The 16,136-nt window shown below is 45.7% G+C and carries 16 protein-coding genes; all 16 read left to right on the top strand.

Annotation, left to right across the window (positions count from 1 at the left end):
• The first annotated feature begins 79 nt into the window (after window positions 1-79).
• Complete coding sequence (locus tag LKD36_RS06195; RefSeq protein ID WP_308459090.1) at window positions 80-1,477, top strand: alanine/glycine:cation symporter family protein; 1,398 nt, start codon at window positions 80-82, stop codon at window positions 1,475-1,477.
• A 123-nt stretch (window positions 1,478-1,600) separates the two neighbouring features.
• Window positions 1,601-2,938, top strand: a complete 1,338-nt coding sequence (rimO, locus tag LKD36_RS06190) for a 30S ribosomal protein S12 methylthiotransferase RimO (RefSeq protein ID WP_308459128.1) — start codon at window positions 1,601-1,603, stop codon at window positions 2,936-2,938.
• The gene (gene pgsA / locus LKD36_RS06185; protein WP_118769447.1) at window positions 2,922-3,449 is read left to right on the top strand and encodes a CDP-diacylglycerol--glycerol-3-phosphate 3-phosphatidyltransferase; all 528 of its coding nucleotides are present in this window, start codon (window positions 2,922-2,924) and stop codon (window positions 3,447-3,449) included. Before rimO ends, pgsA begins: the two co-directional genes overlap by 17 nt.
• A 1-nt stretch (window position 3,450) precedes the next feature.
• Complete coding sequence (locus LKD36_RS06180) at window positions 3,451-4,179, top strand: CinA family protein (protein WP_118769448.1); 729 nt, start codon at window positions 3,451-3,453, stop codon at window positions 4,177-4,179.
• Window positions 4,180-4,196: 17 nt separating this feature from the next.
• Window positions 4,197-4,685: an anaerobic ribonucleoside-triphosphate reductase activating protein gene (gene nrdG / locus LKD36_RS06175; RefSeq protein ID WP_308459089.1), complete on the top strand. Its 489-nt coding sequence runs from the start codon at window positions 4,197-4,199 to the stop codon at window positions 4,683-4,685.
• A 22-nt stretch (window positions 4,686-4,707) separates the two neighbouring features.
• Window positions 4,708-5,142: a dUTP diphosphatase gene (locus LKD36_RS06170; RefSeq protein WP_118769450.1), complete on the top strand. Its 435-nt coding sequence runs from the start codon at window positions 4,708-4,710 to the stop codon at window positions 5,140-5,142.
• 22 nt (window positions 5,143-5,164) lie between these two features.
• On the top strand, window positions 5,165-6,709 hold the full coding sequence (locus LKD36_RS06165) for a Ppx/GppA phosphatase family protein (RefSeq protein WP_308459088.1): 1,545 nt from the start codon (window positions 5,165-5,167) through the stop codon (window positions 6,707-6,709).
• Window positions 6,710-6,721: 12 nt separating this feature from the next.
• The gene (locus tag LKD36_RS06160) at window positions 6,722-8,848 is read left to right on the top strand and encodes an RNA degradosome polyphosphate kinase (protein ID WP_308459087.1); all 2,127 of its coding nucleotides are present in this window, start codon (window positions 6,722-6,724) and stop codon (window positions 8,846-8,848) included.
• 13 nt (window positions 8,849-8,861) lie between these two features.
• On the top strand, window positions 8,862-9,674 hold the full coding sequence (locus tag LKD36_RS06155) for a Cof-type HAD-IIB family hydrolase (RefSeq protein WP_118769453.1): 813 nt from the start codon (window positions 8,862-8,864) through the stop codon (window positions 9,672-9,674).
• Window positions 9,675-9,775: 101 nt separating this feature from the next.
• Entirely contained in the window at window positions 9,776-10,246 is a 471-nt protein-coding gene (locus tag LKD36_RS06150; protein WP_308459086.1) for a precorrin-2 dehydrogenase/sirohydrochlorin ferrochelatase family protein, read from the top strand.
• The gene (gene hemB / locus LKD36_RS06145) at window positions 10,230-11,213 is read left to right on the top strand and encodes a porphobilinogen synthase (RefSeq protein ID WP_308459085.1); all 984 of its coding nucleotides are present in this window, start codon (window positions 10,230-10,232) and stop codon (window positions 11,211-11,213) included. Before LKD36_RS06150 ends, hemB begins: the two co-directional genes overlap by 17 nt.
• On the top strand, window positions 11,214-12,497 hold the full coding sequence (hemL, locus tag LKD36_RS06140; protein ID WP_308459084.1) for a glutamate-1-semialdehyde 2,1-aminomutase: 1,284 nt from the start codon (window positions 11,214-11,216) through the stop codon (window positions 12,495-12,497).
• A gap of 103 nt (window positions 12,498-12,600) precedes the next feature.
• Window positions 12,601-13,665 carry a lactonase family protein gene (locus LKD36_RS06135; RefSeq protein ID WP_118769457.1) on the top strand — a complete coding sequence of 355 codons (1,065 nt, stop codon included), beginning with the start codon at window positions 12,601-12,603 and terminating at the stop codon, window positions 13,663-13,665.
• A 63-nt stretch (window positions 13,666-13,728) separates the two neighbouring features.
• Window positions 13,729-14,295, top strand: coding sequence for a PduL/EutD family phosphate acyltransferase (locus LKD36_RS06130; RefSeq protein ID WP_118769458.1), 567 nt, complete (start codon window positions 13,729-13,731; stop codon window positions 14,293-14,295).
• A 66-nt stretch (window positions 14,296-14,361) separates the two neighbouring features.
• Complete coding sequence (locus tag LKD36_RS06125; protein ID WP_118769459.1) at window positions 14,362-15,558, top strand: acetate/propionate family kinase; 1,197 nt, start codon at window positions 14,362-14,364, stop codon at window positions 15,556-15,558.
• Window positions 15,559-15,683: 125 nt separating this feature from the next.
• The gene (gene rpmF / locus LKD36_RS06120; RefSeq protein ID WP_021953116.1) at window positions 15,684-15,863 is read left to right on the top strand and encodes a 50S ribosomal protein L32; all 180 of its coding nucleotides are present in this window, start codon (window positions 15,684-15,686) and stop codon (window positions 15,861-15,863) included.
• Window positions 15,864-16,136: the final 273 nt, after the last annotated feature.

Here is a 16,136-nt window from a genome sequence, read left to right as displayed (position 1 = left end):
TAAATTATTCTTGATAAAACTGTATACAATGATACAATAGTACAAAAATACAGCACGTGAACAAGGAGGAGAAAGCAGAATGGAAATGATCGTAAATTTCATCAATGAACTGGACGGACTTGTGTGGGGATGGCCAATGATCATCTTATTGTTGGGAACACACATTGTAATGACAGTCTGTACGGGAGGTATTCAACGGAAGATCGGAACAGCAATCAAGCTTTCCGTGACAAAGGATACAGAAGCAGAAGGTGAGGTCAGTCAGTTCGGAGCATTGGCAACGGCGTTGGCTTCCACTATTGGAACCGGAAATATCATTGGTGTGGGAACTGCAATTTACCTTGGCGGCCCGGGAGCGGTACTGTGGTGCTGGCTGACTGGTGTATTTGGAATTGCTACCAAATATGCAGAGTCTCTGATTGCAGTGAAATACAGAGTGAAAACTTCTGACGGACGCATGCAGGGAGGCGCTATGTATGCACTGGAGAGAGGACTGAACATGAAATGGCTGGGTCTGATTTTCGCATTCTTTGCAGCCTTTGCATCCTTTGGAATCGGATGTGCGACACAGGTCAACGCCATCGCAACTGTTTGTACTGAGAATCTTGGCATTCCGACATGGCTGGTAGGAGGTGCAGTTGCATTCTTTACAGCGTTGGTTATTTTTGGAGGAATCAAGTCCATTTCCAGCGTATGTGAGAAGCTGGTTCCGTTCATGGCATTATTTTATGTGCTTGGATGTTTCGTAATTCTTTGTATCAACGGAGATTTTCTTCTTCCTGCATTGAAGACGATCGTAACGCTGGCATTCCAGCCGGGAGCAGCTGCAGGCGGTCTGACTGGCGGAGGTATCATGCTGGCACTGCATTATGGGGTTGCGAGAGGATTGTTTTCAAATGAGTCCGGTATGGGTTCTGCCCCGATCGCAGCTGCAGCTGCACAGACGAGAAATCCGGTGCGCCAGGCACTGGTATCCGCAACCGGAACTTTTTGGGATACTGTGGTTGTATGCGCCATGACCGGTCTGGTACTGGTTACCAGTATTATGAAAAATTCAAATATTGATATTTCCAGAGTGGAAAATGGAGGTGTTTTAACGACACTGGCTTTTGATCAGATTCCGTACATAGGACCGATGATTCTCGTATTTGGAATTATTCTCTTCGCATACTCCACTGTTCTTGGCTGGGCATATTACGGAGAACGCTGTGTAGAGTACTGCCTGGGTAAAAAAGCATTGGTTCCGTATCGTGTTCTCTATATTGTAGTAGCTGCCATTGCTCCGGTTGTAGCGTTGGATCTGGTATGGACTATTGCTGATATCCTGAATGCATTGATGGCGATTCCGAATCTGGTGGCAGTGCTCCTGCTGTCTCCGGTGATTATGAAAGAAACCAGAAAATATATCAATAATCTGGATGCACACAGTAATGAAGCAGTTCCGGTGCTGAATACAGAAAAAGAAGACGTAGCTTAACATTATTATGAGATAGAAAACAGGAAAGAATAGGGCCCCGGGAAAGCGGTATTGCTTTCCCGGGGCTTTCTGTATTATAATACTATGGAATCTATAAAGATAAAGGAGACTACATCATTTATGATGAACATTTTATTTGTATCTCTTGGCTGTGACAAGAATCTGGTGGATTCTGAAGTTATGCTGGGACTGCTTTCAAACAAAGGTTATGCGTTTACCGATGATGAGACGGAAGCTGACGTCATTGTGGTAAATACCTGTTGTTTTATTGGTGATGCTAAGGAAGAGAGTGTTAACACAATCTTGGAGATGGCAGAGTATCGGAAAGCAGGAAAATGTAAGGCACTGATTGTGACCGGATGTCTGGCTCAGCGTTATAAGCAGGAGATCATTGACGAGATACCGGAAGTAGATGCGGTTCTCGGCACCACTACCTATGACAGCATCGTGGAAGCCATTGAGCAGGCTATAGGTGGTGAGCATATGCTCAAATGTGAGGATATTGACCGTCTGGTGCTGACTCCGGCAAAGAGAATACTGACTACAGGTGGACATTATGCACATCTGAAAATTGCAGAGGGCTGCGACAAACACTGCACCTACTGTATTATTCCAAAACTGCGCGGTAATTATCGGAGCTTCCCTATGGAGCGTCTGGTAAAGGAGGCAGAAGAACTGGCAGAGCAGGGTGTGAAGGAACTGATTCTGGTAGCCCAGGAGACAACCCTCTACGGAACCGATTTATATGGAAAGAAAAGCCTGCACCTGCTGCTGAAAGAACTTTGCAAGATCAAAGGCATCCGCTGGATTCGTGTGCAGTATTGTTATCCGGAGGAGATTTATGATGAATTGATCCAGACCATCAAGGAGGAGCCGAAAGTCTGTCATTATCTGGATCTTCCGATCCAGCATGCCTCCGACAGGATCTTAAAGAGAATGGGCCGCAGAACTTCCCAGGCAGATTTAAGAGCGATTGTTGCAAAATTAAGAGAAGAGATTCCCGATATCTGTCTTCGTACGACGCTGATCAGTGGTTTCCCGGGTGAAACTCAGGAAGACCATGAGGAGCTGATGGCATTCGTGGATGAGATGGAATTCGACCGTCTGGGTGTATTTGCTTATTCTCCGGAGGAGGACACTCCGGCTGCCACTATGCCGGATCAGATCCCGGAAGAAGTCAAAGAAGAGCGCCGGGACGAGATCATGGAGCTTCAGCAGGAGATTTCCTTTGAAAAAGCAGAGGATATGGTTGGAAAATCCCTGTGGTGTATGATTGAGGGAAAAGTAGCGGATGAGTATGCTTATGTGGCAAGAACTTATAAGGATGCTCCGGGTGTGGACGGTTATCTGTTTGTCCAGACCCTGGAGGAACTCATGTCCGGTGATTTTGTAAAGGTCAAAGTGACCGGTGCGGATGATTATGATTTGATAGGAGAGATTGACGATGAATCTGCCGAATAAACTGACGATTTTCCGGGTGATCCTGGTAATTCCTTTTGTGGCACTGATGCTGAATGGCTATGATCTGTGGGCAGTAGCTGTATTTATTATTGCGAGTCTTACAGATCTTCTGGATGGAAAAATTGCAAGAAAATATAATCTGATTACAGATTTTGGAAAATTCATGGATCCGTTGGCGGATAAGCTTCTGGTATGTGCGGCTATGATCTGTCTGGTGGAGATGGGACGTCTTCCGGCATGGATGGTGATTGTTATCATCAGCAGGGAATTTATCATCAGCGGTTTCCGTCTGGTGGCTTCTGACAATGGTGTGGTCATTGCGGCCAGCTACTGGGGAAAATTTAAGACAACTTTTCAGATGCTCATGATCATTGTATTGATTCTGAATCTGGGTGGTGTGTTCGACATGATTGGTCTGGTGCTTACCTGGATCGCATTGATTTTGACGGTTGTGTCCCTGATTGACTACCTGGTGAAGAACAAACAGGTGATTCTGGAAGGAGAAATTTGAGATGGAGAACGAAAGCGGATTTGTAAAACAGGTGAAGCTCTGCGGAGCAGAGATTCCGGAAGTGAGAGAAAAGATCAGTGATCTTCTGACTGCACAGGATGCAGCGAAGATCGATCTCGAGGGCGCTTTCGGTGAAGTGATGATAAAGATCTCTTCCGACGGGGAGAATGCAAGAGAAACGGTGAAAGCTGCCGTGCGAGAATTGAAGGTCCGCTTCGGAAGCAGTATTTATACAACCAAGAAAAGTGTATCTCTGGAACAGACTATAGTGGACCTGTTAAAAGAACAGCAGATGACCGTATCCACGGTAGAATCCTGCACAGGCGGAATGATCAGTGCGCGTCTGACAGATGTACCGGGATGCTCAGAGGTATTCCGGCAGGGATTTGTAACTTATTCAGACCGTGCGAAGAGAAAAATGGTCGGGGTAAAGAAATCTACACTTAAAAAATATACGGCAGTAAGTGAGCAGACTGCAAAAGAGATGGCAAAGGGAGGAGCTTTTATGGCAGAATCCGATGCCTGTGTCAGTGTGACCGGCTATGCAGGACCGGATGGCGGGGAGAACGGTGACCCGGTGGGGCTTGTCTATGTCGGCTGCTGTGTACACGGAAATGTTGAAGTGGAAGAATATCATTTTGCAGGAGACCGTGCAGCTGTCCGTGAACAGGCAGTTATTCGTGCGCTGACACTTCTCAGAAAATGTATTTTGGAGAATTATGACATATAAGTGGGGCAGAAAAAACGATGAGATATCATAATATTACCAAGGATGATATGTTGAACGGAGATGGACTTCGGGTAGTTTTGTGGCTGGCCGGATGTTCTCATCACTGCAAAAACTGTCAGAATCCCATTACCTGGGATCCCGACGGAGGTCTTATATTTGATGAGACAGCGAAGCAGGAAATTTACGAAGAACTGGATAAAGATTATGTAAGCGGTATTACATTCAGTGGCGGTGATCCACTTTTTGAAACCAACAGAGAAGAACTGACCGCTTTTGTCCGTGAAATAAAAACAAGATATCCGGATAAGACCATATGGCTTTATACCGGTTACCAGTGGGAACAGATTCAGAAATTGGAGTTGATTCAATATCTGGATGTTCTGGTGGATGGTCGTTTTGTAGAAGAGTTAAAAGACAATGCTCTTCCGTGGAAAGGAAGCGAAAACCAGCGTGTAATTGATGTGCAGATGACGAGAAAGCTTGGAAAAGTGGTGCTGTACGCATAATAGAAGGAGTTGCAACAGAAGAATGGAGACAATTAAGATTAAGTATTTTTCAGATAAAATCGAGAAGCTGACTTATGTCGCAGGAAAATCTGACTGGATTGACCTGCGCGCAGCAGAAGATATAACCATGAAACAGGGTGAGTTTAAACTGATCCCACTTGGTATTGCCATGGAGCTTCCCAAAGGATATGAGGCACATGTGATTCCGCGAAGCAGTACTTTCAAAAATTTCGGACTGCTGCAGACCAATAGCTGCGGACTGATTGATGAGAGTTATTGTGGAGACAATGACCAGTGGTTTTTTCCGGCACTCGCTATGAGAGATACCGAGATTCATGTAAATGACCGGATCTGCCAGTTCCGCATTATGGAACATCAGCCGCAGATTGTATTTGAAGAGACAGAAAAACTCACAGGAAAAGACAGAGGCGGATTCGGAACAACAGGACGTCAGTAAAGAAAAAGACGGGGGAACAGATATGGGTTGCAGGATATTCGGCGCAATTGATGTGGGAAGCTATGAAGTAAATCTGAAAATCTATGAGCTTTCTGCAAGAAACGGAATACGGGTGCTGAACCATGTGCGGCATCGGATGGAACTTGGAAGAGATACCTATGCAACCGGCAAGATCAGCACGGAGCTGACAGATGAGTTGTGTGCTGTGCTGCTGGATTTTAAACAGATGATGAAGGAATTCGGAGTGGAAGACTACCGTGCCTGTGCGACCAGCGCGATCAGAGAGACAAGGAATACACTGGTGTTCCTTGATCGCATTTTCCTGCGGACTGGTATCCGGCTTGAGATTCTAAGCAACTCTGAACAGCGTTTTCTCGGGTATAAATCCATCGCATCCAATGAGGAAAAATTCCAGGATATTATCGAGCAGGGAACGGCCATTGTGGATGTGGGTGGCGGAAGTATTCAGATCTCACTGTTTGATAAGGAAAATCTTGTGACTACGCAGAATATCCGCCTGGGTACTTTAAGGCTCAGGGAACGGCTGACCGACGTGGCGGAGCGTACGGTACATTATACGGCGGTTATGGAAGAGCTTCTGAATAATGAACTGCGCACATATAGGAAACTGTTTCTGAAAGATCGGAATATCCAGAATATTCTGTTGGTGGGAAGTTATATTCAGTATGTGAATCAGTACATTCACAGCAGTTCTGAGAGCAGTCGTATTACAAGAACAGAATTTTTTAACTTTTATGATGATTTCATGAATCAGGGATCGCAGGTGATGGCTGAAAAAATGGGAATTTCTCAGGAAAACAGTTCACTTCTCCTTCCGACGCTGGTGATGTATAAAAGGCTGATGGATGAGACCGGTGCGGAAAATGTAATCATCGTCGGCACAGATCTGGGAGATGGTCTTGCTTATGATTATGCGGAACGCAGCCGGATTGTAAAACCGAAGCATAATTTTGAAAACGATATCATTGAATCTGCGCGTAATATTGCAAAGCGCTATCATACGAACAAAAGCCATGCGCAGATGATGGAACATCTGGCACTGACTATTTTTGACAAGATGAAGTCGGTTCACGGACTGGATAGAAGGGAACGGCTGCTGCTTCAGATCGCGGTACTGCTTCATGACTGCGGAAAGTATATTAATATGGCACAGTCTTCTGCGTGTTCTTACAATATTATTATGGCAACGGAGATCATCGGCCTCTCTCATGCAGAACGTGAGATGGTGGCCAATGTGGTTCGGTTTAACAGCAGTCTGTTCATGTCCTATGAAGAACTGGCAGCAGGATCTCTGCTGGACAGAGAAGAATATCTGATTATTGCCAAGCTGACGGCAATCCTGCGGGTAGCCAATGCCCTTGACAGAAGCCATAAGCAGAAGATTAAAGATATTAAAGTGAGCATGAAGGGTGGCCATACCATGCAGATTCTGGTGGATACGGCAGAAGATCTGACTCTTGAGCAGGCACTGTTCAGGGAAAAGGCGGAATTCTTTGAGGAAGTATACAGTATTCGTCCGGTGCTGAAAGCAAAAAAACTCTTGTAGGAGGAGCGGAATATGAAAAACGAATATACCAGACCAGAATATTATGAAAACCGGGAATTGAGCTGGCTGGGATTTGACGAGCGTATCCTGAGTGAAGCGAGAGATAAAAGTATTCCACTCTTTGAACGCCTGAAATTCCTAAGCATTACCGCTTCTAATCTGGACGAATTCTTTATGGTTCGCGTGGCATCCCTGCTTGATATGGTAAATGCAGAATATAAGGGGAAAGATATTGCCGGCATGAATGCGAGAGAGCAGCTTGATGCGATTCATGACCGTGTGCATGAGTTTGTCAACGTACAGTATTCTACCTGGCAGCGTTCTCTGCTTCCGGGACTTCGCCAGTGCGGTCTGCAGGTGATTCAGGACTATCATGATCTGACAGAGGAGCAGGCGCGTTATGTGGATGAATATTTCATGGAAAATGTGTACCCAGTGCTGACACCCATGGCAGTAGATTCTTCCAGACCGTTTCCTCTGATTGTAAATAAAACGTTGAATCTCTGCGCACTTCTGAAGAAAAAGAATGAGGAAGATGCAGAACTGGAGTTTGCTACTGTGCAGGTGCCTGCAGTGCTGCCGCGTATTATCGTGATTCCGGAGAGCAGGAAGGGAGAGCGTTCCGTGATTCTCCTGGAGGAAATGATATCCAGGAATATGCAGAAGTTATTTTTGAGCTATGACATTCTCTGTGTACATGCATACCGGATTATGCGAAATGCAGATCTGACTATTGATGAAGATGAAGCATCCGATCTTCTGAAAGAAATTGAGAAACAGCTGAGAAAGCGGCAGTGGGGAGAAGTCATCCGGCTGGAAATTGATGAAAAAGTGGATAAACGGCTTCTGAAGATTCTGAAAAAAGAGTTTTCTGTTAAGGAAGATGGAATCTATCGGATTGGAGGTCCGCTGGATCTGACGTTCCTGATGAAGATGTACGGACTGGAAGGCTTTAATGGACAGAAAGAGCCGAAATATATCCCACAGCCGGTGCCGGAACTGACTGGAAAAAGTGATATTTTTGAGGAAATCCGTAAAGGGGATATTCTCATGCACCATCCATATCAGACGTTTGATCCGGTGGTGGATTTTGTAAAGCAGGCGTCGAGAGATAAAGATGTGCTTGCAATTAAACAGACATTGTACCGTGTCAGTGGAAACTCACCGATTATTGCTGCACTTGCTCAGGCGGCGGAGAATGGTAAACAGGTATCAGTGCTGGTAGAACTGAAAGCACGGTTTGATGAAGAAAATAACATCGCATGGGCGAAGATGCTGGAGCGCGCAGGCTGTCATGTGATCTATGGACTGGTAGGCCTGAAAACGCACAGCAAGATTACGCTGGTGGTGCGCAGGGAAGAGGACGGCATTCGCAGATATGTGCATCTGGGAACCGGAAACTATAATGATTCCACAGCAAAGCTTTACACGGATATGGGACTGCTCACCTGCTCAGAAGCAATCGGGGAAGATGCAACGGCAGTATTTAATATGCTGTCAGGTTATTCGGAGCCTGCCGGATGGAATAAGCTGTCACTGGCTCCGTTGTGGCTTCGGGATCGGTTCCTGATGATGATTCACAGAGAGACGGAGCATGCCAGAAATGGAAAATCCGCTCATATTGTGGCAAAGATGAATTCACTCTGCGATCAGGGGATCATTGCGGCGCTCTATGAGGCAAGTGCAGCAGGGGTGAAAATCGATCTTATTGTCAGAGGTATCTGCTGCCTGAAAGTGGGGATTCCGGGCATTAGTGAGAATATTAGTGTCCGCTCCATTGTGGGAACATTTCTGGAGCACAGTCGGATCTATTATTTCCTGAATGGCGGAAATGAGGAAGTTTATCTGTCCAGTGCTGACTGGATGCCGCGAAATCTTGACCGCCGTGTGGAGATTCTGTTCCCGATTGAGAATGAACATCTGAAAAAAGAAGCCATGCATGTGTTGGAAATTCAGCTGAAAGATACGTTGAAGGCGCAGGTGAAAAAACCGGACGGCACTTATGAAAAAGTGGACCGCCGCGGGAAGCAGGCACTCAGCGCACAGCAGTATTTTATGGAATATGCAAAGAGCCTTGTGAAAAAGCATGAAGAAGAGCAGGTACATGACCGGGTATTTATTCCGGCAGAACCCATGTAGGAGAGTATAAAAAATGGAACGAAAAGCACTGTTTCTGGATATGGATGGTACAACGCTGAATGACGAGATTCAGATTCCGAAGGAAAACTATGAGGCTATGGAAGCTGCCGCGAAGGCGGGACATGAGATTGTGATTACGACGGGAAGACCATATGCCAGTGCCAGAGGTCTTTTGAAAAAATGGGATCTGGAGAGGATCGGCCTTCGATATATTATTGCATTTAACGGCGGGCTGGTGCTGGATGCAGTGACAGGAGAGATTCTGTATCAGAAGACGATTCCGCTTCCACTAATGAGGACTGCAGTGCAGAAGGCAAGAAAAGCAGGACTTTACATTCAGACCTATGAGGGAGATTATGTCATTGCGGATGAAGACGGGGAATGTCTGCATCATTATACTCACAAAACAGGTATGATGCCGAAAGTGCTTCCGGATCTTTATGAGGGTATGCACGAGGAAGCCTGCAAAATGCTTGCCATTGATCTTCATGATTTTGAAAAGATCGATGCGTTCCGCAAAGATGACGCCTGGACAAAAGGGCAGATCAGCATGTGTTTCAGCTGCCGGGAGTACCTGGAGATTCTGCCCACCGGTGTGGAAAAAGGGGAAGCACTGAAAGCATTCTGCAAGCGGCTTGAGATTCCGATTGCGAATTCTCTGGCAGCAGGAGATGAGAATAATGATATTTCCATGATCAAAGCTGCAGGCACAGGCTGTGCAGTAGCCAATGCACGCCCGGAAGTGAAAGCGGCAGCAGATTATGTGACGCTTGCTGATAATAATCAGGGAGCTGTCAGGGAAATTATTGAGAAATTTATGTTATAGAAATCATACATTTTCTTTTTTCGGCTGTCAGCGGTTGACATTATAATCACCGGCGAGGTACAATAAGAGGAGTAAAGACAGATCGCCATGGAGAGAATGTAATGGCCAGAAAATTTCCTTTGTTTCTTGATATTTCAGATAAAAAGATTGTGGTGTATGGAGCCGGCAGAATCGCTTCCCGGAGAGTGGAAACGTTGCTGGCTTTTACGTCGTCTTTGACTGTTTTTGCACCGGAAGCTTCCGAACCGGTGCAGAAAGCGTGGAAAGAAGGAAGGCTCTCCTACAGTCAGGAGGCATATGCGCCGGACAGCATTCCGGAGGATGCTTTTATGGTACTGGCAGCGACTGACAGCGCAGAAGTAAATGAAGCCATCTGGCAGGAATGTCGGAAGAAAAAAATTCTGGTAAATGTCTGCAGCAACAGAGAACACTGTGATTTCCAATTTCCAGGAGTGGCAGTGAATGGCGATCTGGTAATAGGAATCAATGCCGGAGGCAGTGACCATCATCTGGCAAAGACATGGACAGATAAGATAAGAAAAGAGGTTTTTCAAGATGGATATGACGATTAGACCGAGAAGACTTCGGACGTCAGCAAAACTCAGAAAAATGGTGAGGGAGACCAGAATGGATAAAAGTTCCCTGGTATATCCTATGTTTGTGATGGACGGGGAAAATAAAAAAGAAGAAATCCCGACCATGCCAGGGCAGTTTCGTTATACGCTGGACCGTATGCCGGAAGCACTGAATGAACTGGCAGATGCAGGAGTTGGCAGTGTTATGCTGTTCGGAATCCCGGAGCACAAGGATGAAGTGGGAAGCGGTGCCTATGCCTGCGACGGTATCATTCAGAGAGCTCTGGAGAAGGCAAAGAAGGAAGTTCCGGATCTGTATTACATAGGTGATGTCTGCATGTGTGAGTATACCAGCCACGGACATTGTGGAATCCTGAAAGGAGAGTATGTGGACAATGATCTGACGCTGGAAAAACTGGCACAGATTGCAGTGTCCCAGGTACAGGCGGGAGCTGATATGGTAGCTCCGTCCGATATGATGGACGGACATATCCGTGCCATTCGTGAGGGCCTGGATAAGAATGGTTTTGTGACCACTCCGATCATGTCCTATGCAGTTAAATATGCGTCTGCTTTTTATGGCCCGTTCCGTGATGCGGCAGGTAGTGCACCGGCGTTCGGAGACCGGAAGAGTTATCAGATGGATTATCACAACAGAAGAGAAGGTATCAAGGAAGCAATGCTGGATATCGATGAGGGCGCAGACATTATTATGGTAAAACCGGCAATGTCTTATCTTGATATGGTGCGTGAGATCAAAGATCTGACGGATGTACCGATGGCAGCTTACAGTGTCAGCGGGGAATATGCCATGGTAAAAGCAGCTGCAAAGCTTGGTTATGTGGATGAAGCGGCCATTCTCTGCGAAATGGCAGCATGTGCATATCGCGCAGGCGTGGATATTTACATGTCCTATTATGCAAAAGAAATCGCGCATTTTATGGATGAGGGGAGAATTGGCTAGATGAAGACAGAAAGATCAGAAAAGCTTTTTAAAGAAGCAGTGAAAATGATTCCGGGTGGTGTTAATTCACCGGTTCGTGCATTTGGTTCTGTAGGAATGACACCGAGATTTATTGCATCTGCAGAGGGTGCTTACATGACAGATGCCGATGGCAACCGTTATCTGGATTATGTAGGTTCCTGGGGACCGATGATTCTTGGACATGCCAATGAGATGGTACTGGAGAAAGTAGCAGAGGCATGCAAAAAGGGATTGAGCTTTGGTGCAGCTACGGAAGCAGAAGTAGATATGGCCCGTCTGATCTGCGATATGGTACCGTCTATCGAGATGGTGCGTATGGTAAACTCCGGTACGGAGGCAGTCATGAGTGCTGTCCGTGCAGCAAGAGGCTATACAGGAAGAAATAAGATTATCAAATTTGAAGGATGCTATCACGGACACAGTGATGCCATGCTGGTAAAGGCAGGTTCCGGTGTTATGACTGCAGGAGTTCCTGACAGTTCAGGAGTTCCGGCAGGTGCAACGGAAGATACACTTCTGGCAGTTTACAATGATCTGGCAGGCGTGGAGAAACTGTTTGATAGCTGGGGAAAAGAGATTGCAGCCGTAATCGTGGAGCCGGTCGGTGCTAATATGGGTGTGGTTCCTCCGAAGGAAGGATTTCTGAAAGGTTTAAGAAAACTCTGTACAGAGAACGGTTCTCTTCTGATTTTTGATGAGGTAATTACCGGATTCCGTCTGGCAAAAGCGGGTGCGCAGGAGTATTTTGACGTGCAGTCTGATCTGACTACTTACGGAAAGATCATTGGTGGCGGTATGCCGGTCGGCGCATACGGCGGACGTAAAGAAGTGATGGAAGTCGTATCTCCGGTAGGAAAGGTATATCAGGCAGGTACATTGAGCGGTAACCCGGTAGCTATGGCAGCAGGTCTTGCGCAGCTTCAGTATCTGAACGGACATCCGGAAGTATATGCGCATCTCAATGCTTTGGGCGAGATGCTTTACGGAGGGATGGAGAAGATGTGTAAAGATCTGCAGCTTCCTTATCAGGTAAATCATGTTGGTTCTCTGGGAAGCCTGTTCTTTACTGACCAGCCGGTTGTGGATTATACCAGTGCAAAAACTTCTGATACGAAGAAATTTGCAGAGTACTTCCGCTATATGCTTGAGAACGGTGTGTATATTGCAGCCTCCCAGTTTGAGGCAATGTTTATTTCCGATGCACATACAGATGAGGAAATTCAACATACGTTGAATATTATGCACAATTATTTTGAAAAATAATCCCAAAATGCTTAACAAAAAAATAAAAATATGTTAATATTTTATTGATTGTGAGCAGAACCTTTGTCAGATTTAGAGAATTGCCAAATGGAGGAAAGCCATCATGGAAGAAAAAAATTATGTGGCATATGTAGGCACCTACACGCATGGCAGCAGCAAGGGAATTTATATCTATGATCTGGATGTGGAAAACGGACAGGCGAAGGAACGAAAGGTAGTTCCTATCAATAATCCGTCTTATATCAAAAAATCCCACAACGGGAAATACCTGTATTCCATTGCTGATGAAGGAGTCCGTTCTTTTCGGATTCTTCCAGACGGAGACCTTGAACCGATGAACAGTGCATCCATCTGCGGCATGCGAGGATGTTATCTGTCGACGGACAAGCAGGATAAGTTCCTGTTCGTTGGAGGCTGGCATGACGGAAAAGTCACGGTGATGCGCCTGAATGAGGACGGCACCATCGGAGAAATGACAGATGAGATCTTCCATAAAGGACTTGGAAGCGTAGCAGAACGGAATTTCCGTCCACATGTAAACTGTGTGAACATTACGCCGGATCAGAAATATCTGTGTGCGGTGGATCTTGGTGTGGATCAGGTGAAGATCTACAAGTTTAACCATGAAACCGGAAAGATCACGCTGGTAGACATGCTCCGCTGCGAACTGGAAAGTGCTCCGCGCATTATCAAGTTCAGCCCGGATGGACGATTTGCCTATCTGATCTGTGAACTGAAAAACTATATCAGTGTGTATTCTTATAAAGATGGTCCAAGAGGGCCGGTTTTCGAACTGCTACAGACCATTTCCACGCTGAATGATTATCATTCCAGCGGAAGCGCGGCATGTGTACTGCGTTTTTCCAGAGACTGGAAGTATGTGCTCTGCTCCAATGCAGGAGACAACAGCATTGGTATCTTCAAGATTGACAGGGAGACCGGAAAGCTGGAGAAGATCTGCATTCTGCCTATCAGCGGAGATTATCCGAAAGCGGCAGATTTCTTCCCGGATAACCGCCATATTATGTCTCTGAACCATGAGACGAATACCATGACGATTTTCAAGATTAATTATGAGAAGAAATACTTCAGTATGTGGGGCAAACCGTTAAAGGTGGAGACACCAAACTGCATTCTCGTATCTGAGATTGAAAAATTACCAGGTTAGTAAAGCTGCCAGAGACAGCGTTACCATTATATAATATTCTATTTATCAGGAGGATAATAAATTATGAAATTTATTGTTGAAACATCTGCACGTCACGTACATGTAACTCAGGAGGACCTGGAGGTCCTTTTCGGAAAAGGCTATCAGCTGACCAAGAAAAAAGACCTTTCTCAGCCGGGACAGTATGCTTCTAATGAGAAGGTAACCATCGTTGGACCGAAGAAAGAGATGACCGCTTCCATTCTTGGACCGGTTCGTTCCGCAAGCCAGGTAGAGATCTCCCTGACAGATGCACGTACTCTTGGAATTGCAGCTCCGGTTCGTGAGTCCGGTGATATCGCTGGAAGTGGTGCCTGTAAGCTGGTAGGACCGTGCGGCGAGGTTGAGCTGAAAGAGGGCGTTATCGCAGCAAAACGTCACATTCATGCTACTCCGGAAGACGCTGAGAAACTTGGTGTACAGGACAAAGAAGTTGTATCTGTTAAGATCGATACTGACGGAAGAAGCCTTGTATTCGGTGATGTAGTAGTTCGTGTAAGCCCGAAATTTGCTCTGGCTATGCATATCGACACTGACGAGTCTAACGCAGCTGGATGCGGCAGAGAAGTATACGGCGAGATCGTTAAATAAAAATTGCGGACATGAGCGGCTGCTCTGCGCACAGAAATATTATTCAAGTATAGGAGAAACATATCCATGAAAATTTTAGTTATCAACTGCGGAAGCTCTTCCCTGAAATATCAGCTGATCGATATGGACGATGAGAGCGTAGTAGCAAAAGGTCTCTGCGAGAGAATCGGTATTGAAGGCTCCAAACTGACTCATCAGGTACCGGGAAAAGACAAATACATTGTAGAGCAGGCTATGCCGGATCATAAAGTTGCTATCGGTCTGGTTCTGGATGCGCTGCAGGATGCTGAGCACGGTGTTGTTAAGAGTACTGACGAGATCGCAGCTGTAGGACATCGTGTACTGCATGCAGGAACCAAATACTGCGAGTCCATCGTTGTAAACGAAGATGTTAAGAAAGTAATCCGTGAGTGCTTCGATCTTGGACCGCTGCACAACCCGGCTAACCTGATGGGAATTGAGGCTTGTGAGGCTGTTATGCCGGGCAAAGCTAACGTAGCTGTATGGGATACTGCTTTTGGTATGTCTATGCCGGAGAAAGCTTATCTGTACGCAATTCCGCATGAGTACTATGAGAAATACAGCATTCGTCGTTACGGCTTCCATGGAACCAGCCATATGTTTGTATCTGGCGAGGCTATCAAATTCGGCAATCTGGATCCGGAGAACGCAAAAGTAATCGTTTGCCATCTTGGAAACGGTGCCAGCGTATCTGCTTCCATTGGTGGAAAATGTGTAGATACCAGTATGGGTCTGACTCCTCTGGAAGGTCTGATCATGGGAACCAGAAGTGGTGATATTGATCCGGCTGTATGCCAGTTCATCTGCAACAAAGAGGGTATCGACATCAACGAGATGCTGAATATTCTGAACAAGAAATCCGGTGTACTTGGTATGAGCGGCGGAATTTCCAGTGACTTCCGTGATATTGAGAAAGCAAAAGAAGAGGGAAATCATCTTGCAGATGTAGCTCTTCAGGCATTCGTATATCGTGTAGCAAAATATATCGGTGCTTACACTGCAGCTATGAATGGTGTTGATGCCATCGCATTTACTGCTGGTGTAGGTGAAAATGATAAAGTCAGCAGAAAAGCAATCTGCGATTACCTTGGATACCTTGGTGTTAAGATCGACGACGAAGCTAACAATGTTCGTGGCGAGAGAAGAGTGATCTCCGCAGCAGATTCCAAAGTAAAAGTTATGCTGATCCCGACCAACGAGGAGCTGGCTATCGCAAGAGAGACTCTGAGACTGACAAAATAAGAAAAAAACGCTTGACACACTGCTGATGCGTGTGTATAATTGATAAAGTGTGAGTGAGACGGACCTCCTGTGCAGGTTCGACGAACGATAAAATGAATCGAGAAAGCATAGAGGAGGTGTAACCTGTGTCTATTTGTCCTAAGAATAAATCTTCCAAAGGAAGAAGAGATAAGAGAAGAGCAAACTGGAAAATGAGTGCTCCGAACTTGGTAAAATGCAGCAAATGTGGTGCGCTTATGATGCCGCATAGAGTTTGCAAGGCTTGTGGAAGCTACAACAAGAAAGAGATCGTTTCTGTTGACTAAGCCAAAAAACATTGAAAAATCAAGGGTTTCTGAATGAAACTCTTGATTTTTTTTGCTTCCGTATCCCAATTTGGGATATATTCAAAAAAGATAAGGCATATATCAGTAGGTGATCGTTACGCAGAATTGTCGCAGCGAGTAAATAAGAATACCAATGCCAATATTGATTTAAGTGCCGATGACTATGCTGAATTCTTAGATATTAACAAACGATTGGCCGTATGCTTGATATCTTATGATAAAGAAAGTGTCAACCTATAAAAGGAACGTCCA

The sequence above is a fragment of the Hominiventricola filiformis genome (assembly GCF_020686965.1).
GTDB lineage: Bacteria > Bacillota > Clostridia > Lachnospirales > Lachnospiraceae > Hominiventricola > Hominiventricola filiformis.
Note: the sequence above shows the minus strand (reverse complement) of the source record. Positions and strands in the feature narration are given on the sequence as shown.